17 protein-coding genes are annotated in these 23,869 nt (G+C 68.0%); 5 read left to right on the top strand and 12 right to left on the bottom strand.

Annotated elements, in window-relative coordinates; all coding sequences use genetic code 11:
* Positions 1-76 precede the first annotated feature (76 nt).
* Positions 77-1,282 (top strand): GGDEF domain-containing protein, encoded by a 1,206-nt coding sequence (locus IEJ03_RS02190; protein ID WP_192036096.1) that lies wholly within the window; start codon positions 77-79, stop codon positions 1,280-1,282.
* Positions 1,283-1,287: 5 nt separating this feature from the next.
* Here IEJ03_RS02190 and IEJ03_RS02185 read toward each other — a convergent pair whose 3' ends face one another.
* Positions 1,288-1,959, bottom strand: a complete 672-nt coding sequence (locus IEJ03_RS02185) for a cupin domain-containing protein (protein WP_192036095.1) — start codon at positions 1,957-1,959, stop codon at positions 1,288-1,290.
* Between the two features lie 167 nt (positions 1,960-2,126).
* On the opposite strand from IEJ03_RS02185, the gene IEJ03_RS02180 reads away from it, so the two are divergent.
* Together IEJ03_RS02180 and IEJ03_RS02175 are read left to right on the top strand one after the other, a co-directional pair.
* Entirely contained in the window at positions 2,127-3,947 is a 1,821-nt protein-coding gene (locus tag IEJ03_RS02180) for a monovalent cation:proton antiporter-2 (CPA2) family protein (protein ID WP_192036094.1), read from the top strand.
* Positions 3,948-3,951: 4 nt separating this feature from the next.
* The gene (locus tag IEJ03_RS02175) at positions 3,952-4,890 is read left to right on the top strand and encodes a DUF808 domain-containing protein (RefSeq protein WP_192036093.1); all 939 of its coding nucleotides are present in this window, start codon (positions 3,952-3,954) and stop codon (positions 4,888-4,890) included.
* Positions 4,891-4,914: 24 nt separating this feature from the next.
* Here IEJ03_RS02175 and IEJ03_RS02170 read toward each other — a convergent pair whose 3' ends face one another.
* The 11 genes from IEJ03_RS02170 to IEJ03_RS02120 form a co-directional block, all read right to left on the bottom strand.
* Positions 4,915-7,260, bottom strand: a complete 2,346-nt coding sequence (locus IEJ03_RS02170) for an ATP-dependent DNA helicase (RefSeq protein WP_192036092.1) — start codon at positions 7,258-7,260, stop codon at positions 4,915-4,917.
* Complete coding sequence (locus IEJ03_RS02165; protein WP_192036091.1) at positions 7,257-9,014, bottom strand: VRR-NUC domain-containing protein; 1,758 nt, start codon at positions 9,012-9,014, stop codon at positions 7,257-7,259. Before IEJ03_RS02165 ends, IEJ03_RS02170 begins: the two co-directional genes overlap by 4 nt.
* Positions 9,015-9,077: 63 nt before the next feature.
* On the bottom strand, positions 9,078-10,928 hold the full coding sequence (locus IEJ03_RS02160; protein ID WP_192036090.1) for a sensor domain-containing phosphodiesterase: 1,851 nt from the start codon (positions 10,926-10,928) through the stop codon (positions 9,078-9,080).
* A gap of 163 nt (positions 10,929-11,091) precedes the next feature.
* Positions 11,092-12,486: an MFS transporter gene (locus IEJ03_RS02155; protein WP_192036089.1), complete on the bottom strand. Its 1,395-nt coding sequence runs from the start codon at positions 12,484-12,486 to the stop codon at positions 11,092-11,094.
* Entirely contained in the window at positions 12,483-14,132 is a 1,650-nt protein-coding gene (locus IEJ03_RS02150) for a sensor domain-containing diguanylate cyclase (protein WP_192036088.1), read from the bottom strand. Before IEJ03_RS02150 ends, IEJ03_RS02155 begins: the two co-directional genes overlap by 4 nt.
* 237 nt (positions 14,133-14,369) lie before the next feature.
* Entirely contained in the window at positions 14,370-16,436 is a 2,067-nt protein-coding gene (locus IEJ03_RS02145; protein ID WP_192036087.1) for a CocE/NonD family hydrolase, read from the bottom strand.
* Positions 16,437-16,546: 110 nt separating this feature from the next.
* The gene (locus IEJ03_RS02140; RefSeq protein ID WP_192036086.1) at positions 16,547-17,851 is read right to left on the bottom strand and encodes an ATP-grasp domain-containing protein; all 1,305 of its coding nucleotides are present in this window, start codon (positions 17,849-17,851) and stop codon (positions 16,547-16,549) included.
* Positions 17,852-18,058: 207 nt separating this feature from the next.
* Positions 18,059-19,363, bottom strand: coding sequence for a toxic anion resistance protein (locus IEJ03_RS02135; RefSeq protein ID WP_192036085.1), 1,305 nt, complete (start codon positions 19,361-19,363; stop codon positions 18,059-18,061).
* A 156-nt stretch (positions 19,364-19,519) separates the two neighbouring features.
* Positions 19,520-20,452: a cobyrinic acid a,c-diamide synthase gene (locus tag IEJ03_RS02130; RefSeq protein WP_192037141.1), complete on the bottom strand. Its 933-nt coding sequence runs from the start codon at positions 20,450-20,452 to the stop codon at positions 19,520-19,522.
* Positions 20,453-20,571: 119 nt separating this feature from the next.
* Positions 20,572-21,543: an aldo/keto reductase gene (locus IEJ03_RS02125; protein WP_192036084.1), complete on the bottom strand. Its 972-nt coding sequence runs from the start codon at positions 21,541-21,543 to the stop codon at positions 20,572-20,574.
* 169 nt (positions 21,544-21,712) lie between these two features.
* The gene (locus IEJ03_RS02120) at positions 21,713-21,916 is read right to left on the bottom strand and encodes a hypothetical protein (RefSeq protein WP_192036083.1); all 204 of its coding nucleotides are present in this window, start codon (positions 21,914-21,916) and stop codon (positions 21,713-21,715) included.
* A 98-nt stretch (positions 21,917-22,014) separates the two neighbouring features.
* Between IEJ03_RS02120 and IEJ03_RS02115 the strand changes: the two genes are divergently transcribed.
* Both IEJ03_RS02115 and IEJ03_RS02110 read left to right on the top strand, forming a co-directional pair.
* Entirely contained in the window at positions 22,015-22,602 is a 588-nt protein-coding gene (locus tag IEJ03_RS02115) for a DedA family protein (protein WP_192036082.1), read from the top strand.
* 149 nt (positions 22,603-22,751) lie between these two features.
* Positions 22,752-23,762 (top strand): LLM class flavin-dependent oxidoreductase, encoded by a 1,011-nt coding sequence (locus IEJ03_RS02110; RefSeq protein WP_192036081.1) that lies wholly within the window; start codon positions 22,752-22,754, stop codon positions 23,760-23,762.
* The last annotated feature ends 107 nt before the right edge of the window (positions 23,763-23,869 follow it).

Raw genomic sequence — 23,869 nt, 5'->3', positions numbered from 1 at the left:
GCGCTGCCCGGCATAGGGCCCACCACGACAGGGCGACACCCGGCAGGTCTCCGTTCCGCACAGGGAGAATGAAAGCTTGGCGACACGAAGAACGCCCTACCGCGTGCATCGGGTCACGGGGCAGTTTTGCGAACGCGGCAGGGAATGGATGTATCGCCGGACCATCAGGTCGCGGGTGCGACTGGAATCCCGTCTGGCGCTGAGCCTGGCGACCACGATCTTCGCCGTGTTCGCAGTTTCGGATTACAACTATCTGGGCCTGACCCGAGAGTTCTATCTGCTGATCGCCATGCGCATCCTGGTGGTCAGCTTCTGCCTGTTCCTGGCCTTCGCCATCGGGCGCTGGGGCGGCTATGCCCGGAACGTCTGGTTGCACGCCCTGCCGCTCTGGGTGCTGGCAACCGGCATCATCCTGATCGTCCCCCTGCGCCCCGAGACCCTCTCCACTCAGATGGTGGCGGTGGTCGTGGCCATCATGGCGTTCTACCTCCTGATTCCCAACCTGCTGACGGTCGTGACAGCCGCCAGCTTCTACCTGAGCATTGGCTTCCTGACCACCGCAACACTAGCGGCGGCGCTTGACCCGGTAGAGATACTCCGCCTGGCGCTGTTGCTGATCATGGCCAACCTGGTGGGATTCTTTGCCTTGCTGCGAGTGGAATCCCTGCAACGCCAGCAGTTTGCGCTGCTTCACCAGGAGCGCGACCACAATCGCCGGCTGCTCAGGGAAGTGGCTCACCGACAATCCCTGGAGGCACAGCTGCGTGGGCTCGCCGAGCGGGATGCCCTGACGGGCCTTAACAATCGGCGCCACTTCATGAAGCGCGCCCAGGCCCTGCTGGAACGCTCTCAATCGGACAAGACGCCGCTCAGCCTCTTCATGATCGATGTGGATCATTTCAAGACCGTCAACGATACCTGGGGCCACAGTCACGGGGACCGGGTACTGACCGAGATCGCCACGGCCTGCCGGGAATCCCTGCGTCCCAAGGATGTGATCGGGCGCTTCGGCGGCGAGGAATTCGTGGTCGCCCTGCCGGACACCTGCCTCGACGAGGCTCGAGGCGTGGCGGAGCGACTGCGCCAGACGATCGCCGCGCTGTCGCTGGAAGACACGACACACGAGCGACCCCAGACCGTCACCATAGGCATCGCCGAAGCGCACGCCGAGGAGACCGACCTGGAGGCCCTGATCAAGCGCGCGGACCAGGCCCTTTACGTCGGCAAGCGTGCCGGCAGGAATCGCGTCGAGCTCGCCTGCAAGGCATCGGCGCAGCACTGAACATCTCAGCCGCCGGCAGGCGGCAGGTGCCCCGTCTTGACGTAGATCAGCGCCCCCTCTTCTTGGGTGAAGGGCGCGTGGCGACTCAGATGAGGGCTGCGCAGCCAGCTGCCAGCAGGGTAGGCGCCGTGCTCGTCATGGAAGGTGCCTTCGAGCACGAAGATCTCTTCACCGCCCCAATGGGAGTGCGCGTTGAACAGGGTATGAGGCGCCCATTTCACCAGCGCCACATGCTCGCCGCCGAAATCGTGCAGCGGCATCACCTGCAGGCCCTCGACCTGGCCGGGATACCAGCGGGCCGCGCGGGTATCGAAGGCGAGCTGTGCGGTGTCGGCGGGATCGAACTGGTGAAGCTTGACCAGGATGGTGGCGCCCTGGGCCCCGACCCGCGGCGCATGGCGGCTGCCGATGGGGTTACGCAGGTAGTAGCCGGCGGGGTAGCGGCCATGCTCGTCGCCGAACTCGCCGGAGAGCACCAGGATCTCCTCGCCGCCGCCATGGGTGTGGGGCGAGAAGTGGCTGTGCGGGGCATAGCGGACCAGCGAGGTGGCCCGCGCCACCTCGTCGCCGATGCGATCGAGCATCATTCGTTCGACGCCGGGGATCGGCGAGGCGACCCACCGGTAGTCCTCGGGCGTGATCACGACGTTCTTCGAGAAATCGGCGTTGAGCTGCATGGCAAGGCATCCGGTGAACGAAGGAGAAGCATCGAGCGGGGCGCGGGCAACACGCCCGCAGGCCAAGCCTACCGTACGCCGTCCCCGAGGCCCATCCGGCCGAGTCGTGTAGAATTCTCTCCACCAGGGGGCCATGACGGCGCCCGTGCGTTCACAGGGAGACCACGGTGGCCATCGAGCTGTTGCTCAACGTACTGATCTTTCTCGCCGCGGCGGTGCTGATCGTGCCGCTCTTCAAGCGACTGGGGCTCGGCGAGGTGCTCGGCTACCTGGCCGCCGGCGTGGTGATCGGTCCCTCGGCGCTGGCGCTGGTGCCGGATGCCGAGGCGGTGCTGCAGTTCTCTCAGGTGGGCATCGTCTTCCTGCTGTTCGTGATCGGTCTCGAGCTCAAGCCCTCGCGCCTCAAGCTGATGCAGCGGTCCATCCTTCGCTTCGGCGGCCTGCAGGTGGCCATCACCACCCTGGCGCTGTCGGGCCTCGCCTGGGCGCTGGGCCTGCCGCCGATCACGGCGCTGGTGGTCGGCTTCAGCCTGGGGCTGTGCTCCACGCCGCTGGTGCTGCAGCTGCTCGGCGAGCGTCACGAGCTGCAGACTCGCCACGGTCGCAACGCCTTCTCGCTCCTGCTGTTCCAGGACCTGGCGGCGATCCCGGTGCTGGCGGCGATCCCGATCCTCGGCGCCGGCTCGCTGCTGGCTCAGGGCCTCATGCCGCTGCTGACCGAGATGGCCATCGCCATCGGCGCCTTCGCCGGGCTGATCATCGGCGGCCGACTGTTGCTGCGTCCGCTGTTTCGCTTTGCCGCCGGCACCGAGAGCCGGGAGGTCTTCGCGGGCACGGTGCTGCTGGTGGTGATCGGCGCGGCGCTGGTGATGGCGCTGGCCGGGTTGTCGATGGCGCTGGGCGCCTTCATCGCCGGGGTGCTGCTGGCCGACTCCGAGTATCGCCACAACATCGAGGCCGATATCGAGCCCTTCCGCGGCCTGCTGCTGGGGCTCTTCTTCATGGCGGTGGGCATGACCGCCCAGATCGGCCTGCTCGCCGAGATGCCGCTGATCATTCTCGGCCTGACCGCCGCCCTGCTGCTGGCCAAGGGGCTCTCGATTCTTGTAGCCGCGAAGCGCTATGGCACCAGCTGGAAGGAAGCCACCACCCTTGCCATGCTGCTTTCCCAGGGCGGCGAGTTCGGCTTCGTGCTGCTCACGGCGGCGGGCAGCGCCGCCCTGCTGGATCTCGAACTGGTTCACCTGCTGGTGCTGGTGGTCTCGCTGTCGATGGCGGCCACGCCGCTTCTGTATCTTATCCACGTGCGCGGCATCCGGCCGCTTTTCAAGGTCAAGCGCAAGAAACCCAGCTTCGATCAACCGGTGGACGAGTCGCCGCAGATCATCATCGCCGGCTTCGGGCGCTTCGGCCAGATCATGGGCCGCGCCCTGCAGGGGCTGAAGATCCCCTACACGGTGCTCGACATCAATGCCGATCAGGTCGAGTTCGTGCGCCGCTACGGCAACAAGGTCTACTATGGCGATGCCTCGCGTATCGACCTGCTCGAGGCCGCCGGCGCCGACAAGGCAAGGGTGATGGTGGTGGCGGTGGGCGACACCGAGGCCTCGATGCGCATCGTCGCCCAGGTGCAGCGCCAGTTCCCGCATCTGCGCCTCTATGCCCGGGCCCGCAACCGCTACCATGCGCACCTGCTGATGCGCGCCGGCGTCGAGCACCTGGTGCGTGAGCTGCTGCCGGCGAGCCTGGAGCTGACTCGGGAGGTGCTTGTCGCGCTGGACGTGACCCGCGAGCAGGCCCAGCACACCATCGACACCTTCCGGCCCCACGACGAGCAGGCGCTGCGCCGCCAGCTCGAGGTGTTCGGCAACGAGAAGAAGCAGATCCAGACCGTGCAGGAAGCGGCCCGCGAGCTCGAGGCCCTGTACGAAGCCGACGAGGAGATCGACACCTCGCCTTCGACCACTGCGGCAAAACGACAAGGATGACCCCATGGCCGGTGCAAGCCTGCTGACGCTGATCGACGATATCGCCACCCTGCTCGACGACGTCTCGGTGATGACCAAGGTGGCGGCCAAGAAGACCGCCGGCGTGCTTGGCGACGACCTGGCGCTGAACGCCCAGCAGGTCACCGGGGTCAGGGCCGATCGGGAGCTGCCGGTGGTCTGGGCGGTGGCCAAGGGCTCGCTGCGCAACAAGCTGATCCTGGTGCCGGCCGCGCTCGCGATCAGCGCGGTGGCTCCCTGGCTGGTGACGCCGCTGCTGATGCTGGGCGGCGCCTTCCTGTGCTTCGAGGGCGCCGAGAAGCTGCTTCATGTGCTGACCCACGCCGAAGGCGAGGACGCGGCGGCCCATGCCGAGCACGTCAAGGCGCTGGCCGACCCCGCCACCGACATGGTCGCCTTCGAACGAAACAAGATCCGGGGCGCGGTGCGCACCGACTTCATCCTCTCCGCGGAGATCATCGCCATCACCCTGGGCAGCGTGGCCGGCGCGCCTTTCACCCAGCAGGTGATCGTGGTGGCCGGCATCGCCCTGGTGATGACCGTCGGCGTCTACGGCCTGGTCGCCGCCATCGTCAAGCTCGACGACCTGGGCCTGCACCTGAGCCGTCGGGCGGGAAGACTCGCCCGCGCCGCCGGCAACGCCCTGCTCGCCGCCGCACCGCGGCTGATGAAGACGCTCTCGGTGGTCGGCACCGCGGCCATGTTCCTGGTCGGCGGCGGCATCCTCGCCCATGGCCTGCCGATGCTGCACCACGGTGTCGAAGCACTGGCCGAGCACGCCGCCGACCTGCCCACGGCCGGCGTGGTGCTGGGTCCACTCAGTACTACCGTCCTCAATGGCGCCATCGGCCTCGCCGCCGGCGCCCTGCTGGTCGCCGGCGCCAAGGGGCTCGTCGCCCTCAAGGCCCGGTTCGGCCGGGCCTGAGCGCCGGCAGGCATCTGATAAGCCTCAGGGCAGCCGCCACCAGCCCGGCAGCAGGGCCCTGACCTCGGGCCGGGCGAAGCGATCATCCATCAGCACCACCACCCCACGATCCTCGGGGCCGCGAATCACCCGCCCCGCGGCCTGCACCACCTTGTTCAGCCCCGGGTACCGGTAGGCGTAGTCGAAGCCGCGGCCGAAGCGCGCCTCCAGCCGCTCGCGCAGGGTCTCCTGTCGCGCCTCCACCGGCGGCAGCCCCAGGGTCGCGATGAAGGCACCGATCAGCCGCTCGCCGGGCAGATCGACCCCCTCGGCGAAGGCGCCGCCCAGCACCGCGAAGCCGATGCCCTGCCCGCCCGGCACGAAGCGCGCCAGGAAGGCCTCCCGCGCCGCCTCGTCCATGCCTCGCGTCTGACACCAGGCGGGAATCTCGGCGTGCATCTCGCCGAGGCGGGTGGCGACCGCCTCCAGGTAGGCGAAGCTGCTGAAGAAGGCCAGGTAATTGCCCGGCGCGCGCCGGAATTGCTCATGGAGAGTGGCCACGATCGGCTCGATGGAGGCCTGGCGATGGGCATAGCGGGTCGAGATATCGCGCCGGATGCGCACCTCGAGCTGCTCCCCGGCGAAGGGCGAGGCGATCTCGAGACAGGCCGTCGCGTCGGGCAGCCCCAGCAGGTCGCGGAAGTAGCTCCCCGGCGAGAGGGTCGCCGAGAACAGCACCGCGCTATGGCTCGCCGCGAAGCGTGGCGCCAGGAAGGGCGCCGGGATCAGGTTGCGAAGCGCCAGTCGGGCCCGCCCTCGGCCGGCCCGGGTCAGCTCATAAAGCGAGTGATCACCGAAGGCCTCGGCGAGCCGGGTGAAAGCCAGCGCCTCGAAGAGAAACTCCTGCAGGGCCGGGTCGACCTCGCCGGGATGCTCGGCCAGATGGTCGGTGATCGCCGTCGCCGCCTGGTGAAGCGCCCGCAGCATCGCCCCGGGCGCCGCAGACATTACTCGGTAGTCCGGCCCTCGGTCGGTGCGCCTGCCCTGCATCCCCGCCGCACCGCTCGGCGCATCGGGAACGGCAGCCTGCTCGTCCTCCCGCCAAAGGGCCGCCCACTGTCGCCCGAGCCGCGCCAAGGAGCCTTTAAGTGCCGGCGGCGCCTGACGGCGCAGCGCCGCGAGCCTGCGCTGATCGAGCTCGGCGCTGTACATGCCACGGGCTCGCTCGATCAGGTTGTGCGCCTCGTCGACCAGTACCCCGACCCGCCAGTCATGGGCCTGTGTCAGGGCGTACAAGAGGGCGTGAGTGTCGAAGTAGTGATTGACGTCGCCGACCACCACATCGCACCAGCGGGCCAGCTCCTGGCCGAGATAATAGGGACAGACAGCATGGTCGAGCGCCACCTCCCGCAGCGCCTGCCGGTCGAGGCGGCCGCGTTCGACGGCGGCTACCCGGGCCGCGGGCAGCCGATCATAGAAGCCCCTGGCCAGGGGGCAGGCCTCGCCGTGGCAGGCACTTCCCGGGTATTCGCAGGCCTTGTCGCGGGCGATCAATTCCAGCCAGCGCAGCCTCGGCGCGCTGTCCTGTGCCTCGCAGGCGGCGTCGACCCGCTCCAACGCCTCCAGCGCCAGCCGCCGCCCCGGGGTCTTCATGGTCAGGAAAAACAAGCGATCCATCCCCTGGCGCGGCATGGCGGTGAGCATCGGAAACAGCGTGCCCAGGGTCTTGCCGATGCCGGTGGGCGCCTGGAGCAGCAGCGCGCGGGCGGTACTCGCCGCCTTGTAGACCGCCTCGGCCAACGGCCGCTGGCCGGTACGAAAGGCGGCGAAGGGGAAGGAAAGCCGTCTGAGGGCGGCGTCACGGCGCTCGCGGTGTACCGCTTCCTGCCGGGCCCAGGCCATGTAGCGGGCGCCGTGATCGGTGAAGATCGCCTCCAGCTCGGCCGCAGTGCGGGTCTCGCTGAGCCGGGTCTCCCGGCCGCTGCCGAGCTCCAGGTAAACAAGTGACAGCGTCAGGCGCTCAAGGCCGCGAGCCCGGCACAGCAGGGCGCCGTAGACATGGAGCTGGGCCCAGTGCAGCGCCCGCTGGTTGTCGGCCATGCGCGCCAGGTCGCCGCGGTGAGTCTTGACCTCCTCCAGGCAGTGCGCCGTCGGGTCGAAGCCATCGGCACGCCCGCTGACTACCAGCGTCTGGCCCGTCTCGTCGACATAATCACCTTCGAGTGCCAGCTCGGTCTCGAAGGTCGCATCCGCCGCCCGACGCCGTTCGGCGATCAGCGCATGACCGGCGATGCCCTCACTGGCAGTGGGCGACGGGGTGAAGCGATGATCGAGATCACCGCGGCGCGCGGTGAAGTCGCAGAGGGCACGTACCGCCACCTTGAGGCTCATGGCGCCGACGCGTCTCCGCCCGCTTGCGTGTCGTCCTCCCAGCGCACCTCGCAGACCGCCGCAGGGATGCCCTGCTCGGCGAAGAAGGCGAACCAGCGGCGCTGGTTGTCCTGCAGCCGGTCGCCGGGGCCCTTGACCTCGATCATCCGATAGCGCGCCCCCTTGTCTTCCTCCGGCCAGAACTGGACCAGATCAGGAAGCCCGGCGCGATTGGCTCGCGGGTCTTCAAGCAGGCGCTCGAAGAACGCACGCAGATGCGTGGCCGGAATGCAGGCCAGGGCCTGCTCGAGCAGCGCTTCGTCGAGGATCCCCCAGTGCACGAAGGGCGAGGCCAACCCCTGCTTCTCTATAAGGCGCGCGCGCAGGGTGTCCTTGTAGCGGCCATCATCCAGCTCGGCGAAACAGGCATCGAACAGCGAGCGGCGCCGGACGACGAAGTCCTGGCGATAGAGATCCGCGGGCCCGCTGTGAAAGGGGTGGAAGAAGGCACCGGGCAGGGGCGCGAAGATCGCCGGCCAACACAGCAGCCCGAAGAGGCCGGTGATCAGGGTGTTTTCCACGTAGTGCACCGGGGCCGCCTCGGTGGCGAGGTGGTCGCGCGCGGCGCGTTCCACCCGGCGTTGTGCGGCGGGCAGGGTCAGGGTGAAGCGCTTGGGCGACGGCGCTCGGGCCGATGCCACGGGGCGCCCCAGGCGGCGGCCAAGCCGGGCGTCCAGCCGCGCCAGGGCCTGGGCCTCGGCGGCATCGCGGGGGGCACTTCTGGCCTCTCGTACGGCCTCCCGCACGGCCGACAGGGTCGCGGCGAGGGGTGTCTCGGAACCTGGCTCGCCGTCCACCCGACGCTCGGCAAGCCGCAGCGCCCGCACCCGGGCCTCGGGATGGCCGGAGTGAGGGTAGAGCTCGGCGGCCAGGGTCACATCGCCCTGGCGTTCGGCCTCGCGGGCAAGCCGGAAGATCAGCCGACCGCGGCGAGCCTCGAGCCAGGCATTGGGCGCGGTGTCAGAGGCCCCGCCGGGCACCTCCGACCACAGCACCGCCGGGGACTCACCATCGCCCAGTCGTGCGCGCAGAGTCTCGAGGACCAGGTAGGTATCGACCTCCTGACGCGTCTGGAAGGCACGGGAATCATCGTGGAAGGCCACCCGCTCGAAGCGCTGATGGCCAAGCTCGGCCAGCACGAACTCCGAGAAATCCTGGCGCAGGTTGCCGAAGAACATCAGCCGCAGCCGTTCGCAGAGCGCCATGCAGACAAGCTCGATCACCCCCTCTCCCTCGGGTGCGCCCCAATCGGGGAAGGCCCGTGCCTCGGTGAGCCGCGGGCGTAGCGCCTCGAGCAGCCGCGCCTTGCTGGCACCCGCCGGCAGGCCCGCCGCGTGTCTCTCGTCGGCCAGCCATTGACGGAGCTCGGCGAGGGTCGCGAGCTCGAAGAGTGCGGCGAGGTCGAGCCGGGGGGCATCGTCGACGAGCCCCGCGTCGATCAGCGGGGCCAGGGCCGCGCGGGGCTCGCCGATCTCGGCATAGCGAAGCCGCTGCAGGCGAAAGCGCTGCCCCTTGCGCATCACCATCCGGGTGAGCAGCGCCAGCGAGGCCGCCGGCAGCGCCTGGAGACGCGCGAGGGTAGCGTGCTCCTCGTCACTGAGCAGGTCCGCGTAGCGGGCGACGACCCAGTCGAGCACGAAGCGGAAGTTGGTCAGGTAATAGCGCGGGTCATCCAGGGAAGCGGTGACCGGCGCCGCGGGCGGGACACTGTTCATCCATCCATGCTAGCAAGAAGCGCTCTGACAGCACCAGCGCCAGCATCAGCGACGGCGGCACCTTCAGCCAGACACCAGCGGCGAGCCGCGCCCCGCCACGTCCAGGCCGTGGAAGACGCCCTGCAACGCCTCGAGGGACATCGGTCGATGCCAGAGAAAACCCTGCATCTGCTCGATGCCGAGGCCACGCAGCACCGTCTGCTGGGCGGGGGTCTCGATGCCCTCCGCGATCACCGCCATCTTCAGGGACTGGCCGATGTCGGCGATCCCGCGAGTCACCTCCTGAGCGGTGTGATCCTCTTCCAGGTTGTCGAGGAAGCTGCGGTCGATCTTGAGGATATCCAGCGGCAGCTGACGCAGGTAGCTCAACGACGAATAGCCGGTGCCGAAGTCATCCAGGGCGCAGAGGATGCCCCGGCCGCGCAGCTGCGCCAGGGTGTCCACGGCCCGCTCGATATGCTGGATCAGGGTCTGCTCGGTGACCTCGATGACCAGCAACGCCTGGCTGAGTCCCGAGGCCACCAGCGCCTGCTCCACATCCTCCAAGAACCCCGGCCGATAGAACTCCGAGCCCGCGACATTGATGTTGACGGCCACCGGCCTCGCCCGGCCCCGGTTCCAGTCCATGGCCGCGCAGCAGGCCTTCTCGAGCACCCAACGGGTGAAGCTGCGACAGAGCCGCGGGCTCTCCTCGGTGAGAGGGATGAACTCGCCGGGGCTGACACGACCGAACTCCTCACACTGCCAGCGCGCCAGCGCCTCACAGGAAACGATCGAGTCAGCACCGACATCGAGGATCGGTTGAAAGTGAAGGCTGAGCTCATCATCCTCGATCGCCTTGATCAGGGCACGGGTCATCCGGTCCCGCCGCTGCACCTGCCGGCCCAGGCTCTGGTCGTAGCGATGCAGCCCCTGCCCCCGCTCGAGTTCCTTGGCCAGGTTGGCCTGGCGCATCAGTTCCTCGGCGCTCGCCGCCGCGTCGGGAAAGTCACTGACCCCGATGGCCACCGCCGCCGAGCGCTGGCCCTCTCCGACGGGATAGGGGGCGACGACCTCGTCGTACACCCGCTGCGCCCATTGCCAAGCCTCGGTGGCCATGGCGAAGTCCCCCCGAGAGATCAGCATGCGATCCTTATCGGGGCGGGCCACCAGCCCGCCCTCGCCGGCGAGGCGCTGCAGGCGCTCGGCGAAGAGCCTGACCACCCGCGTCAGGGCCTCGCGACCATAGGTGTTGAGAAACTCATCGAACTGCAGGAAATGAATCACCGCCAGGGCACCGACGCGCTGCTGCTCCCGCGCCCTGTCGATCAGGGTTTGAAGATGATCATGGCTCACTAGACGGCGAGGCAGGCCGGAGGCCGGATCGAAGAAGGCCTGATCGACCAGGTCGTCCCGCGCCTCGCCGAGCCGCTTGGTGACCACCATTTCATGCTCGGCCAGTTCTGCGAAGGCCTGCAGGCGACGCCGTTGTGCCGGGTCGAGCTCGCGGCTCTCCGTGTCCATGACACATAGGGTCCCCACCGGCAGTCCCCCGGGGCCCCGCAGGGCGATACCGGCATAGAAGCGGATGCTGGCATCGCCAGTGACCAGTGCATTCTCGGCCAGTGCCGGCTCCTTAATCGTATCCGTCACCATGAGGACGTCGGTGCCCGAGTAGAGGGTCTTGTGACACAGGAAGGCATCCCGGGGCAGATGGGCCCCTGCGGGTACCCCCACCGCCGACTTGATCCAGGCGTTCTGGTCATCGAGCAGGCTCAGCAGGCAGATCGGCACCTCGAGCACATCGGCCACCAGCTTCGTCAGGCGATCGAAGCGCTGCTCAGCCTCGGTGCCCAACAGCTTCAGGGCCTGGAGCTCCTTGAGGCGTGATTGCTCGTCGATGGTCTGCGAGGCACCGGCTACGGGATAGGACAAGAGACATCTCCAGCAATACGAGGGTTGCCGGGGAAGCCGGGGCGTCGGTGACACCCGCCGCCGTCGGCGTCGAAATCACCCGAGCCATATCCGGCCCCCTAATGCCAGGCACTTCCGCTGTGCCTCGGTCGGGTCTTCAGGGTATATCGGCCGGCGAACCGATTTATTGAGGGGAAGCGGGCTGCGTCGGAGCCGTCTCTCGCTCGCGCACCTCCCATTGCAAGGCCGAGCGTCGGCCGCGAGCCTGGTCGACGGCCAGGCAGATCAGAATGGCGACCACGAACAGCGCCGCGCAGAGCAGGATCGAGGCCTTGAGCCCGACCACCGACTGCAGGAGCCCCAGGCCGATGATGCCAATCACCCCGGCGAGCTTGTTGGCCAGGCCCCAGAAGCCGAAGAACTCGGCGGCCTTGTGGGATGGCGAGAAGAGCCCCACCAGGGCGCGACTCGCCGACTGGCTGGACCCGAGGCTCAGCCCGGCCAGGCAGCCCACCGCCAGGAACAGCTGCTGGGGCTCCCAGCCCAGGCCCAGCGTGGCGTTGAGCCAGGCGGTCAGCTCCGGAGTCGCCCAGATGGCGAGGATCGCCAGCACCCAGAGCCCGAGGGTCAGCAGGTAGGTGCGCTTGGCGCCGAGCCGGTCCTGAAGGAAGCCGAAGCCCAGGGCCCCGGCGGCCGCGGTGATCTGCACGATGATGAACATCAGATTGCGGGTGGTGGCATCCCAGCCGATCACCTGGGCGCCGTAGATGAAGGCGAAGGCGATCACGATATAGATGCCGGCCATCGAGAACACCAGCGAGACCAGAAAGAGCCCCAGGTCACGGAAGCGCTTGAGCTCATGGAAGGTGGTGCCGACCCGCGCCCAGGCCAGGGCAACGAAGCCACACCCCGGTGGCCGCCGCTGGGGCGTGCCGCGCTCCCTGAGCCACAGGAAGGTGGGAATGGCGGTGATCAGGAAGAAGCCCGCCGCGAAGGGCCCGACCCAGCGGATGCGCTCGAAGTTCTCGGCGGTGGCCTCGCCCAGCACCATCAGGGTGAAGCCGGCGGCGAACAGGCCGCCGACATACCCAAGGGCCCAGCCGAACCCGGAGATCTTGCCCAGATCCTCCGGCGGGCCGAGGTCGGGCAGGAAGGCGGCGATGAAGGACTCCCCCATCGAATAGGCATAGTTGGAGAGCACGATCAGTCCCACGCCCAGCCAGATGAACCCCGGCGCCACGAAATAGAGCAGCGCCGTGGCGGCCACCGTGACCAGGTAGCTTGCGAACAGGAAGCGCTTCTTGGCCGCCGCGACATCCATGGCCGCCCCGCAGACCGGCCCGGTAACTACCACCAGCAGGTAGCTCAATGCCAGGGCGGCGCTCCACAACAGGTTGGCGAGGCGATAATCGTCGCCGCGATCGCCGACGATCACCGTGGTGAACAGCTCACCGAAGACCACGGTGATGATCAACAGGGTGTAGGCCTGATTGGCGAAGTCGAACATCGCCCAACCGAGGATCTCCTTGGGCGAGGCGCGTTCGGTGGCGGGCAGCGCGGACGCGGCGGTCAGGGTCATGGATGCTCCAGGCCGACACCGGAAGGCAGCGCCGAGGCCACCTCGACCCGGTTGCGGCCGCCATTCTTGGCGGCATAGAGGGCGCGGTCGGCCTGGCGCATGCAATCCTCATGGTGGCGATCCCCGACGCCCATGGCGGCGATGCCGAGACTGGCGGTCAGGTGCAGGGAGGCATCTCCGTAGGTCACCGCCATAGCCTGCAGGGCATGGCGGATCCGCTCGGCCAGGGCGTGGGCGCCCCTCTCGTCGGTGTCGGTCAGCAGCAGGGCGAACTCCTCGCCGCCGATACGCGCCGGCACGTCCAGATGACGGCACCAGGCACTCAGTACCTCGGCGGTGCACTGGATGACCCGATCCCCGGCCTCATGGCCATGGCTGTCGTTGATACGCTTGAAATGATCGATATCGACCAGGATCACCGACGAGATCCGGCCATAGCGCTGGCAGCGATCGAAGGCCTGGCCGAGCTGCTGCAGGAAATGTCGACGGTTCCACAGCCCGGTGAGGGGGTCGGTGGTGGCCAGTCGCTTGAGCGCCGCCTCGGCGTCCTTGCGATCGCCGATCTCCTGGTGGATGCCGGCCATCATCAACGGCCGGCCCTGCTCGGACCAGCGGAACACCTTGCCGTGGGCCAGCACCCAGACCCAGTGACCGTCCCGATGGTGCATGCGCAGCTCGACCTCGTAGAAGTCCCGGGCACCGCTGAAGTGCGCCTCCAGGCGACGCCGCACCTGGGCCATGTCCTCCGGATGAACCCGCTCCTCGAAGGTCGCGAAGCTGACCGGCTCGAGCTCGGCCAGCGCATGACCGAGCATCTCCGCCCAGCGCGCGTTGACATGCATCTCGCCGGTCACGACGTCCCACTCCCAGGCCCCGGCATGAGTGCCCTCGAGGATATTGGAGAGTCGCAACCGCTCTTCCTCCAGGGCGGCTTCCAGCTCGTGGCGCGCGGTGATGTCCGTGATGTAGCCATGGCAGAGCAGGCTCCCGTCGGCCTGGCGCTCGAGGGTGGCATTGCCTTCGTGCCAGCGCACCCGACCATCGGGCCGGCAATAACGGTACCGGCAGTGCCATGGGGTGAGAGCGCGGGCCGCCTGATCGATGCTCTCGACGATGCGCGGCAGGTCCTCCGGGTGCGCTCGGGCGAAGAGCGACGCGGCATCGTCGCGGACCGCGGCGGCGGGCAGGTCGAAGAGCTCCTCGAAGCGCGCACTGACATAGGGGAAATGGGAGCTGCCATCCGGGCGGATGCGATACTGATAGATGACGCCGGGCACGTGGCGGGCCAGTTGCCCAAGCAGCGGGTCGATCGCCTGCGGCGCGGCGATCACCGGCTGGCCCAGGCACAGGCGCTGGCCATCGAGGCGCGGAGTCAGACGCCAAGTGACCTCGAGGCAGGCGTCACCAGCAGCTCCAAGCCGGGCCCGAAGCGAAACGGCACCGGCCGCGACCAGGGCCGCGCGCCCCGCTTCGCGATCTTCCGGCGCCAGCAGGCTCACGAAGGCCTGCCCGCGTAGCGAATCGGCGGACTGCCCCAGCGCATCGGCCAGGGCCCGGTTGACCTCGAGTATCTCGTCCTCGGCGCCCAGCACGCAGGTGGGATCGCTCGACTTCGCCAGCAGTGCGGCAACATCGATCTCGCTCATTTGCGTCTCGCCTTTCGCATCCCTGTCTCGAACCTTTGCAACGCCTATATGACCGTCGCCCCGATACCATTCAGGGCTGGCAACCTGATCATTCTATCGGCCACGGCCGTTCGTCCTGAAGGGTCCTGTCAACTCCGATGGGGGCCGCCACACCGGCCTGTCGGCATCCTTGGCGGGTACATCTAGGGCCGCGTGGCGCCATGATACCTGCTCGACATGGCCGCGCCCGGCACACGACTAGACCAGGTCACGGGGAATCGTCTCGTCCCAGCTCTTGGCGAAGACCCGGGTGTCGCCCTCGTAGGCATCCAGCGTCGCGCGCAGCCGGAAGTGCTCGGCGTCGCTGGTCATCAGGGTGCGCGTCAGGGTGCGCACCTGCCAGTCGCCGCGACGAAAGCTGCGCTCCCACTCCGTCCAGCCGGAGACGCTGTCATAGCTGCCATAAGCGTAACTGTAGCGCTCGGTGACCCGAGCCGATATCTCCATGTCGATGTCATCCAGACGATAGGTGCCCTCGTCGTTGATCACCTCGAGGGTGGTCTCGTCGTTGGCCAGGTCGCGGATCACACGCCAGTGCTCCTGGGTCGGCTGGATCAGCGTCTTGGCGATCGGCGGCGCTCCCTCCGGCTCCTCGAACACAGGCAAGGCGGCCTCCTCCGCCGGGCGCGGCGCCCGCTGCGGCAGAATCAGGCGGCTCGCGGCAGGATAGACGGTCACCCGCACCGGCCGCGGGGCCGGCCAGGCCAGCGGCCAATAACTGGTCGACAGCGACAGCCGGAGGGCATGACCGGCCGGGAACTGCTGGGCGATATGCTTGAGCAGCACCCGGACCCGATACCGACGCCCCGGCGTCAGCGGCTCAGGAGATTCTTTACTGTCACGATGCGTCAGGTTGAGCAGCCCGTAGGAGACCCGGGAGGCCTTGTCGTCGGCGGCCACGTCGATCAGGCGCAGCGCCAGCATGGCCACCGGCCGGTCGGCGGAGATCTCCAGCTCGACCACCGGCTGACCGCAGATCTCCAGCGGACTCTCGAGCCAGGCGGTCTGGAAGATCAGCGCCCCGCCGTCCTCGTCACGCTGGTCATGAGGCAGATCGGGCGGCGCATTGTAGGAGCACCACTTGCCGGCATAGAGCCCCACCGACAGCGGCGAGCGAATCGTCAGCGGCGTATCATCCGGGGGCGAGGCCGATTCGGGCAGGCCGGCCGCGGCGGAAGCGGACGGATCCGGCTCGGGCAGCAGGTCATGGCCGGCGGTGAGCCGGAAGGCGCTCTCGACGATATTCGGCGACGGCCAGGCGGGCTCGGCGATCCAGCGACCGGGGCGCCACTCGTAGCGCGCCGAGGGCGGTGTCGATTCCTGCATCCACACCCGTAGCATGGGCTCGTCCATGATCCCGGTATCCTTGCCCTTGAGCCAGTGATCCCACCAGCGCAGGCCATCCTGCAGAAAGCCGATCGCAGGCCCGGGAATACCCAGGTGGGGATACTTGTGTGCCCAGGGGCCGACCAATCCCTTGCGCGGAACCGAGAGCCCGGCCAGCAACCGGAAGACCGCATTGCAGTAGCCGTCGGCCCAGCCGCTGATGGCATAGACCGGGCACTGGATAGCGGCAAAGTCCTCGCACACCGAGCCGTGGCGCCAGTAGTCGTCCCGGCGTTGATGCCTGAGCCAGGTGGCCAGCCACAGGCCGCTGCCGTCCAGGCGCTGATGCCACATCTCGCGCCAGCGCTCACCCACCAGGGCCGGGTCCGGCGGACAGGCATTGCCGTCGAACATGGTCGAGGCCCAGGACAGGTTGTCGCCGAGCAGGCAGCCGCCCATGTGGTGGACGTCGTCGGCGAAGCGGTCGTCGGTGGAACACAGGGTGATCACCGCCTTGAGCTGGGGCGGGCGCAAGGCGGCGATCTGCAGGCCGTTGAAGCCGCCCCAGGAGATGCCGACCATGCCAACCTCTCCGGTGCACCAGGGCTGGCGTTCCAGCCAATCGAGGATCTCCAGGCCATCGTCCAGCTCCTGCTGGAGGTATTCGTCGGTGAGCACCCCGTCGGACTCGCCGGTGCCGCGGATATCCACCCGCACCCCCGCATAGCCGTGTCCCGCCCAGTAGGGGTGCGTCTGTACGTCCCGGGCCGCGGTCAGATCGCGCTTGCGGTAGGGCAGGTACTCGAGGATCGCCGGCACCGGGTCCCGGTCGGCGTCTACCGGCCGCCAGATGCGAACCGCCAGCCGAGTGCCATCGGTAAGGCGAAGCCAGGTCTCCTCCTCGAAGACCTCGCGGGGGTACTCGGTCACGATGCGCATGCGCGCCCCTCCCTCGTCAGATGTTAAGGCGTTCTCGCCATGTGCCCGCCCCTGAAAGTCGCCCCGGCCAGCCCCCCTGAATCGGCGCATGACCGGGGTGTCGGCCGACCTCAGCCAATCACGTCCTCGAACGCGAACTGCAGCCGCGAGGCCAGGCTCTCGTAGTGGACCAGCAGCTCCTCGGCGTTGCGCCCCCCCATCCAGACATAGGCCAGGGCGAAGCTGTAGGCGTCCTGCTCGGGCAGGCTCGACAACTGCTGCCCGGGGGCGACCTGCAGGGCGATCAGGGTGCCGGGGAAGTCGGCCTCAAGCGCCGCGATCTCGGCGGCACTCGGCACCCGGGTCACCCGGGCATCGACGAAGAACACCCGGTAGAAGAACTTGGCCGCGATGGGAAAGTCGCCCTGGCGCGACGGCATCGCCGGACGCCGCCCCAGGCCCAGATCGAGGCTCACCTGCTGATTGCTGATGCCGTCGACCTTCTCGAACAGATCGCAATGGGACTGGGAGATCCGCGTGTTGATCTCCAACAGCCACACCCGGTCCTGCACCTGATCCCAGAAGTACTCGATGTTGAAGGCGGCATTGTCGTAGCCGATATGAGTCATCACCCGCGTGGTCAGCTCCTTCATCTGCGCCTGGATGTGTTCGGGCAGCTGTGACGGGTAGCGGTAATGATAGAAACTCAGCACCTGGGGGTAGCGCAGCGAATCGACGATGCCGTAGCTGACCACCTCGCCCTCGAAGACGTACCCCTCCACCGTGCATTGCCAGCCGCCGATGATCTCCTCTGCCATGCAGAAGTGCCCCTCCACCGCCGCGATCTCCGGCGGCAGCAGGGCGTGGTCGAGCACGGTATTGAAGGGGGCGGCAATCAGGCCGATTTCCTCGCGCAGCCGCTCGATGGCATGGGCGAAGTCCTCCGGGCTGTCGATGCGAAAACCGAGCCGTGACCCGGAGGACTTGATGGGCTTGAGGAAGAAGGGAAGGTAGAGCCCTGCCGAGCGGATGGTGTCCAGGGCATGCTCATCGAAGGGATCGACCGCGGTAAAGGCGGGAATGGCGCCGGGAATCACCTGGCGTTGCACCAGCCGACTCCAGAACTTGTGCTCGCACTTGAGCAGGCTCTCCAGGCTGGTGGTGCGAGTGCCGAAGCGTCGACACAGGATCGGCAACATGGTCGACACCGGGAAATCCATGTAGCCGATGATGGCGTCGATGGCGCCCTCGAAGGCCTCCAGTTCTGCGCTGGCACGCGCCAGCATGTCGGCGATATCGAAGACCTCGGTATCGTAGACGTCCTCGGGAGGAATGAGGCCATGGAACTCGCAGCCCTCGGCTCCCGGCAACTGCTCGAGCCGGGCGCGATTGAAGTCGTTGAGCCCCACCACGAAGACCTGCTTGGGGGTGTGCATGGCATGCGTCTCGCTTGGGCGAAAGGCCCGGGACGAAGGGGGCGCCACGCCGCGATGGCGACAGCCATGACCCATCCTGTCCGTCATTCAGCAGCATAGCCCACCCGATGACACACCGCGGACCTAGCGACGACCGCCACGCCTAAAGCATGACCTCACCCATGCGGAGCCGCGCCGACTTAGCCTCGCCGACTTAGCCGCGCCGACTCAACGGCGACGACCGGAGGCATCACCATCGTCTCCTCCTGCTCCCCCTTCTCGAGCCGCCGCCTCCGCTTTGCGGCCATCGGCCTCGGTGGCGGCGAAAAGATCCGGCTCACCCCGCTCCAGGCGGTCGATGGCCGCCTCGCCGTCCCGAGCCAGGCCATCCAGGCGCTCGATCTGGGCGGAAAGCTCGGGCAACGCCTCCTGACGGTAGCGGGCGAGATCATCGAGCGCCGCCATCACGTCACCGAAGGCCTGCTCCAGCGAGCCCATGTCCAGGGTCGCCGAGGCGGCCCGCTTCTGCACGTCGACGCCCTGCTGGCGCAGCGCCCGAGCGGTGCCGGCGATGGTCTCGGAGGTGGTGGCATTGAGCGCCTCGATGCGATCCAGCACCAGCCGCTGATTGGCCAGCGCCAGGGCCACGGTGGCCGCCACGCTGAGCGCCGAGACCGTGACGTTGATGGCCCGATCGACGCCGCGCATCAGCTCACGGTTGTTGCGTATGATCACCTCGAGGGCCAGCACGCCCTGCTGGCTGACCGCCAGCTGCTGCTGCAGGTCGAGGATGCGCTGACGCAGCGGAAACAGCAGCTCCTCTTGGATAAAGCGCCGCTGATCATCGTCGACCGCCTCGGGCAGGGCATCCTGCAGGCGCCGATCGATCAACCGCCCGAGGGTTACCTGACGCCAGAGCTGATCGTGAATCTGGCGCAGGCTGGCCTGATCGTCGCCAAGGGTCAGGTTGTCCCGCTGCAGGCGATCGCGCCCCGCTTCCAGCTCATGGATGATGGCATCGATGGCCTGCTGGGCGGTCTCGAACTTGTGGAAGTAGCGCTGCAGGCGATTGCCGACCCCGGGCAGGGCGCCCAGCAGGCGGTCGAAGCGGCCGGGATTCAGCCTGTGCCGGTGCGGGTCGAGGCGCCCCATGCGATCGCGAAGGTCGGTCAGCGCCCGAGCCACCGGACCACCGTCCTCGCCCTGCTCGGCGAGCTGGCGCAGCGGCGCATCGAGCATGGCGCTGTAGTGGGCGGCCTGTCGCTGCAGCGACAGGCCCATCTCGTCGACGGCCCGGCGCTGGCGGGTGGCCGCCCCCTCGTCGGCGAGGATCTCCTCCACGAAGTCATCGGCCAGGGCCGCGAGCTCAGGGTCGGCCCGGGCCGCCTCAGATTCTCCATTAGCCCCTTCACCGGCTTGGCCATCGGCCTCATCACGAGGCTGGTCGGCCCGGGGCTTTTGAAGCTCCGCCTCGATCACCTCGACCGGCGGCAGGGAAAGACGCGAGAAGCCGCCCGCGTGTTCGTCGCTCATCGTTGCGCTCCTCGGATGGTGATGCTCTTCACCCTAGCCCAGTTCAGGGCGGCGGCCCATTCGGTCACTGGCACCCGATCACTGAAATAAGGTGACTGAGATAAGGGCATGATCAAGGTTCTGGTAGCAGAGGCGCCGGTATCAGAGGACCTAGGATCAGAGGCTGCGGTCATAGCGCTCGGCGCCCTCGACGAAGCGCTTGAGATCGGCGCAGGCCTGGTCGGCGTCCAGACTCGCCTGGGGCTTGTCGGTGCGCAGCCTCGCCACCGCCACGGCGGCGTCATCCAGCGCCGTCAGTGCCGCTTCGTTGCGGGCCGCCAGCTGGCGCAGCTGGCGTTCGGTGTCCTCGACCAGCGCCAGGCGGCGCTTGAGGGCGATACGCTCCTCGACGGTCAGGGTATCGGCGTCGCGGGTCAGCCGGCGCTTGACGTAGGCGGCATCCACCCCGGAAATGCCGCCGGCCTGATGGGCCATGGCGGTCAGGTTGTCGATGGCACCGAGACAGACCTGGGTGACCAGGCCGCGGGCGCGCTCGTAGGCCAGCTCGCCCGCCTCGAAGCGGCTCCCCAGCACGCCGAGCACGTGGCGATAGCGGCTGTAGAGGCGATCGGCCTGAGGCGCGTGATCGGCACGATCGACCTCGAGCAGCGCCTGCTTGGCGCGGCACAGCGCCAGCACCAGCTCATCGGCATCCACAGGCGGACGTTCGGGATCGAGGATCTGAACGCCCGCTTCCTGGCGCTCGCGAGCCTGGCGCCGGGCGGTCTCGGCCCGGCGCTGCTGCCCCTCGCGTGCCTGGCGGCGGTGGGCAAGCCAGCCGCGCCAGCGCCGCTCCAGCGGCACCTCGACGGCAATCGCCGCGAGGCCAGCGAGCCAGCCCCCGAGGCTCGGCGAGAAGCCGCCCCATAGCGAGGTCAGCCACAGTAGCACCGCAAGGCTCGGCGCCACGAAGGCGTAGCGCACCACTACCGGCCAGCGACGCGGCGGCGTGCCGGGGTCGCCCAGCGCAGGACGGATCACCCCCAGCACCAGCCACACTAGGCTGGTGAGAAAGAGTCCATAGGAAAATCCCTGCAGGAAGCCCAGCATTGGCCACACGACCCCGCGATTCAGGAAAACGGCATGCGTATATGAGGGATGAGTGTAGAGGAAGGTTCCGGCGAGCATAAGCCCCGCCAGGCAGGCGCGACAGGCGCCTGCCCGCTGCCTCAGGGCAGGTCGCCGCCGCGAGCGCAGACGTAGAGCCGATACCAGTCCTCTCGCGAGAGAGTAATGGCGAGCGCCTCGCCGCAGGCCGCGATGCGGGTGGGGTCGGTGCTGCCGATCACCGGCTGGATGTTGGCCGGATGACGCCTTAACCAGGCCAGCACGATGGCCTCGCGGCTCACCCCATGCTGCTCGGCGAGCTCGCTCACCAGGGCGGCGGTTGCCTTGATTGATGCCGGCTGCTCCTCGAGGGCGCGCCCCGTGAAGCGCCCCTGACTCAGGCAGCCCCAGGCCTGCAGCTGCACGCCGTGGCGTCGGCAGTATTCCAGGGTACCAGGGGTGAAGTTGCTGGCCGTACCCTCGGGCTGATTGGCCAGCACGCCCTCCTCCAGGAACTCCAGCCGATGCAGGCCGAGCTCGAGCTGGTTGGCGACCAGCGGTGCCTGAAGCGCCGCCTGCAGAAACTCGAGCTGGTGGCGCTGCATGTTCGATACCCCGAAGTGGCGCACCTTGCCCTCGGCCTTCAACGCCGTGAACACCTCGGCGATCTCGTCGGGCACCATCAAGGGGTCGGGACGGTGCAGCTGCAGCACGTCCAGCGTCTCGACCCCGAGGCGCTTAAGGCTGCCTTCCACCGAGGCGCGAATCCAGTCGGCGGAGAAGTCGAAGCGCTTGGGGCCCTTGGCATCCTCGAAACGGATGCCGCACTTGGTCTGCAGGAAGATCGACTCGCGCAGTGCCGGGCGCTCCTTGAGCACCCGGCCGAAGGCGCTCTCGGCCTTGCCCCGTGCATAGATGTCGGCATGGTCGAAGAAGTTGATGCCCGCCTCCAGGGCGGCATCCAGCGCACGGTGCGCCTGGGTGACATGACGGGCCTCGACGGGACTGGCGTCCCAGTCGCCGCCCAGGCCCATGCAGCCATAGGCCAGCCCACTGACGCCGGGCAGGAAACGATCCAGAGGAAGTTGTGACATGAGCACCTCTTGGTTGAGTGAAGTTGCATTATCAACGGATGAGGCGGCAGGAAACATTCAGTCAGATGAAATCATGCTCAGTGGTGGCGAGCATGGCTTGCTGCTTCCGGCTGCCCAGCATCGATTCGCTGGCGGTAAGGGGAGCAGGTTAGAGCGATAAGGGGCAACCTCAGGGCGCCAGCCATAGGGTGACTGCCAGCGACAGGCCGGCCGTGATCAGGGCGGTCAGCACGGCGATATCCACCAGGGCGTTGAGGCGCGGCTCGGTCAGCCAGGCATCGAGGCGGGAGAGCCAGCGGCGCGGCGCGGCGGTACGGGGCACACGGCGGGTGGCGCCATGACGGGGCTTGTGACGATGCTTTCGGGGGGACATCGGCGCCTCCGGTCGGGGCCCGCCATATCGTTCTTTCATCATAGACCGCCCACCGACACTGGTATACTGGCCGTCCGCTACCGCGCTTTCGAGATGCCATGCTGCGCTCCCTGACCTCTGCCCGTCGCTGGCTTTCCCGCCTGAGTGCCTCGCGCCACGCCCTGTGGCTGCTGGGCCTCGCCTCGGTACTGGAAACCCTGCTGGTGCCGATCCCCATCGAGGTGATCCTGATTCCCTGGATGATCGCCGAGCCCCATCGCCGCTTTCGTATCGCCGGAGTGGCCCTGGCCGGCAACCTGTTCGCCGCCCTGATCGGCTATGGCCTCGGGAGCCTGGCCATGGCCCAGTGGGGCGAGACGCTGATCCCGCTCTTCGGCGGCGAAGCGGCCTACCAGACCTTTCAGGCGCGTTTCCTGGACAACGGCTTCATCGCCATCCTGGCCGTGGGCGTCATCCCCATTCCCTTCCAGACCGCCATGCTGGTGGCGGGCGCCAGCGATTACCCGATCCCGCTGTTCCTGCTGGCGGCCCTGATCGGCCGCGGGCTACGCTACTTCGGCCTGGCGCTGCTGGTGGCACTGGCCGGCGAGGCCGCACTGGGTCTGTGGAGGCGCCATGCCCGCCCGCTGGGAGCGAGCCTGACCGTGCTGGCCGGTGGTTGGTTGGCCTGGGAGCTGGCCGGCTAAGGTTAAGGCTAGGGCCAAGTAAGACCAGGAATAAGGTACTGGGGAGGAGCCAGCCTTCCTCCCCCTTGTCATTAGCGGACAACGCCTCCATGCTGCAATCATGAGGATGCTAACAATCCTCCCCTACTCTGATTCCAGCCGGGAGCCCCATGTCACGTCCTGCCCATTCTCGACTCGCCCACACCGCCCTGTCGGTGCTCGACCTGGCGCCGATTCGCCAGGGCGGCAGCGCCGCCGATACCTTCAAGGACACCGTCACCCTCGCGCAGCAGACCGAGCGGCTAGGCTTCAGCCGCTACTGGCTGGCCGAGCACCACAATATCGATGGCATCGCCAGCGCGGCCACCTCGGTATTGATCGGTCATGTGGCCGGCCACACCGAGCGCATCCGCGTGGGCAGCGGGGGCATCATGCTGCCCAACCACCCGCCGCTGGTGATCGCCGAGCAGTTCGGCACCCTCGAGACCCTCTATCCCGGGCGCATCGATCTGGGCCTCGGCCGCGCGCCGGGCTCTGACGGCGCCACCATGGCCGCCATGCGCCGCAACCCCCAGGCCGGGGTCAACGACTTCCCCGACCGGCTCGAGGAGCTACGGGGCTATCTCGATGAGGCCCGCCCCGGCCAGCGGGTCAAGGCGATTCCCGGCCAGGGCACCCATGTGCCCACCTGGCTGCTCGGCTCCAGCGACTACAGCGCTCGCCTGGCCGCGAGGCTCGGCCTGCCCTTCGCCTTCGCTGCCCAGTTCGCCCCCGCCCAGCTGCTCGAGGCGCTCAGGCTCTATCGCGACAACTTCCAGCCCTCGGCGGTGCTGGACGCCCCCTATGCCATGGTCGGCCTGCCGGTGATCGCCGCCGAGAGCGATTTCCACGCCCAGTACCTGGCGACCACCGCCCAGCAGAAGTTTCTCAACCTGATCCGCGGTCGGCCGACCCGCTCGCTGCCCCCGGTCGAGGTGCTGGACTGGAGTGCCCGGGAGCAAGCGCAGGTCGAGCAGTTCCTGGGCGCCGCCGTGATCGGCGGACCCGAGACGGTCAAGCAGGGACTGGAGACAGTGCTCGAGCTCACCGGCGCCGACGAGCTGATGCTGCACACCGACGTCTTCGCCCAGCAGGACCGGCTGCAAAGCTACGAGATCGTCGCCGGGGTATGGCGCGGGTAAGGGGAATAAGCCCGGCTCCATCGGCGAGGGGCTCAGGGGCGTCGCCAAAAGCATCGTGTCACCCGCCCTCGACCTTCGTCTTGCCCCTCGAGGGCGAAGGCGGCAGG

It is taken from the genome of Halomonas sp. YLGW01 (genome assembly GCF_014840935.1).
GTDB lineage: Bacteria > Pseudomonadota > Gammaproteobacteria > Pseudomonadales > Halomonadaceae > Onishia.
This window is presented reverse-complemented; position numbering and strand designations above follow the sequence as displayed.

Coding starts and splice junctions, on each gene's coding strand:
- IEJ03_RS02185 (WP_192036095.1), bottom strand. CDS start 1,959: ATGCAGCTCAACGCCGATTTCTCGAAGAACGTCGTGATCACGCCCGAG.
- IEJ03_RS02175 (WP_192036093.1), top strand. CDS start 3,952: ATGGCCGGTGCAAGCCTGCTGACGCTGATCGACGATATCGCCACCCTG.
- IEJ03_RS02170 (WP_192036092.1), bottom strand. CDS start 7,260: ATGAGCCTCAAGGTGGCGGTACGTGCCCTCTGCGACTTCACCGCGCGC.
- IEJ03_RS02165 (WP_192036091.1), bottom strand. CDS start 9,014: ATGAACAGTGTCCCGCCCGCGGCGCCGGTCACCGCTTCCCTGGATGAC.
- IEJ03_RS02155 (WP_192036089.1), bottom strand. CDS start 12,486: ATGACCCTGACCGCCGCGTCCGCGCTGCCCGCCACCGAACGCGCCTCG.
- IEJ03_RS02150 (WP_192036088.1), bottom strand. CDS start 14,132: ATGAGCGAGATCGATGTTGCCGCACTGCTGGCGAAGTCGAGCGATCCC.
- IEJ03_RS02145 (WP_192036087.1), bottom strand. CDS start 16,436: ATGCGCATCGTGACCGAGTACCCCCGCGAGGTCTTCGAGGAGGAGACC.
- IEJ03_RS02140 (WP_192036086.1), bottom strand. CDS start 17,851: ATGCACACCCCCAAGCAGGTCTTCGTGGTGGGGCTCAACGACTTCAAT.
- IEJ03_RS02135 (WP_192036085.1), bottom strand. CDS start 19,363: ATGAGCGACGAACACGCGGGCGGCTTCTCGCGTCTTTCCCTGCCGCCG.
- IEJ03_RS02130 (WP_192037141.1), bottom strand. CDS start 20,452: ATGCTGGGCTTCCTGCAGGGATTTTCCTATGGACTCTTTCTCACCAGC.
- IEJ03_RS02125 (WP_192036084.1), bottom strand. CDS start 21,543: ATGTCACAACTTCCTCTGGATCGTTTCCTGCCCGGCGTCAGTGGGCTG.
- IEJ03_RS02120 (WP_192036083.1), bottom strand. CDS start 21,916: ATGTCCCCCCGAAAGCATCGTCACAAGCCCCGTCATGGCGCCACCCGC.
- IEJ03_RS02115 (WP_192036082.1), top strand. CDS start 22,015: ATGCTGCGCTCCCTGACCTCTGCCCGTCGCTGGCTTTCCCGCCTGAGT.
- IEJ03_RS02110 (WP_192036081.1), top strand. CDS start 22,752: ATGTCACGTCCTGCCCATTCTCGACTCGCCCACACCGCCCTGTCGGTG.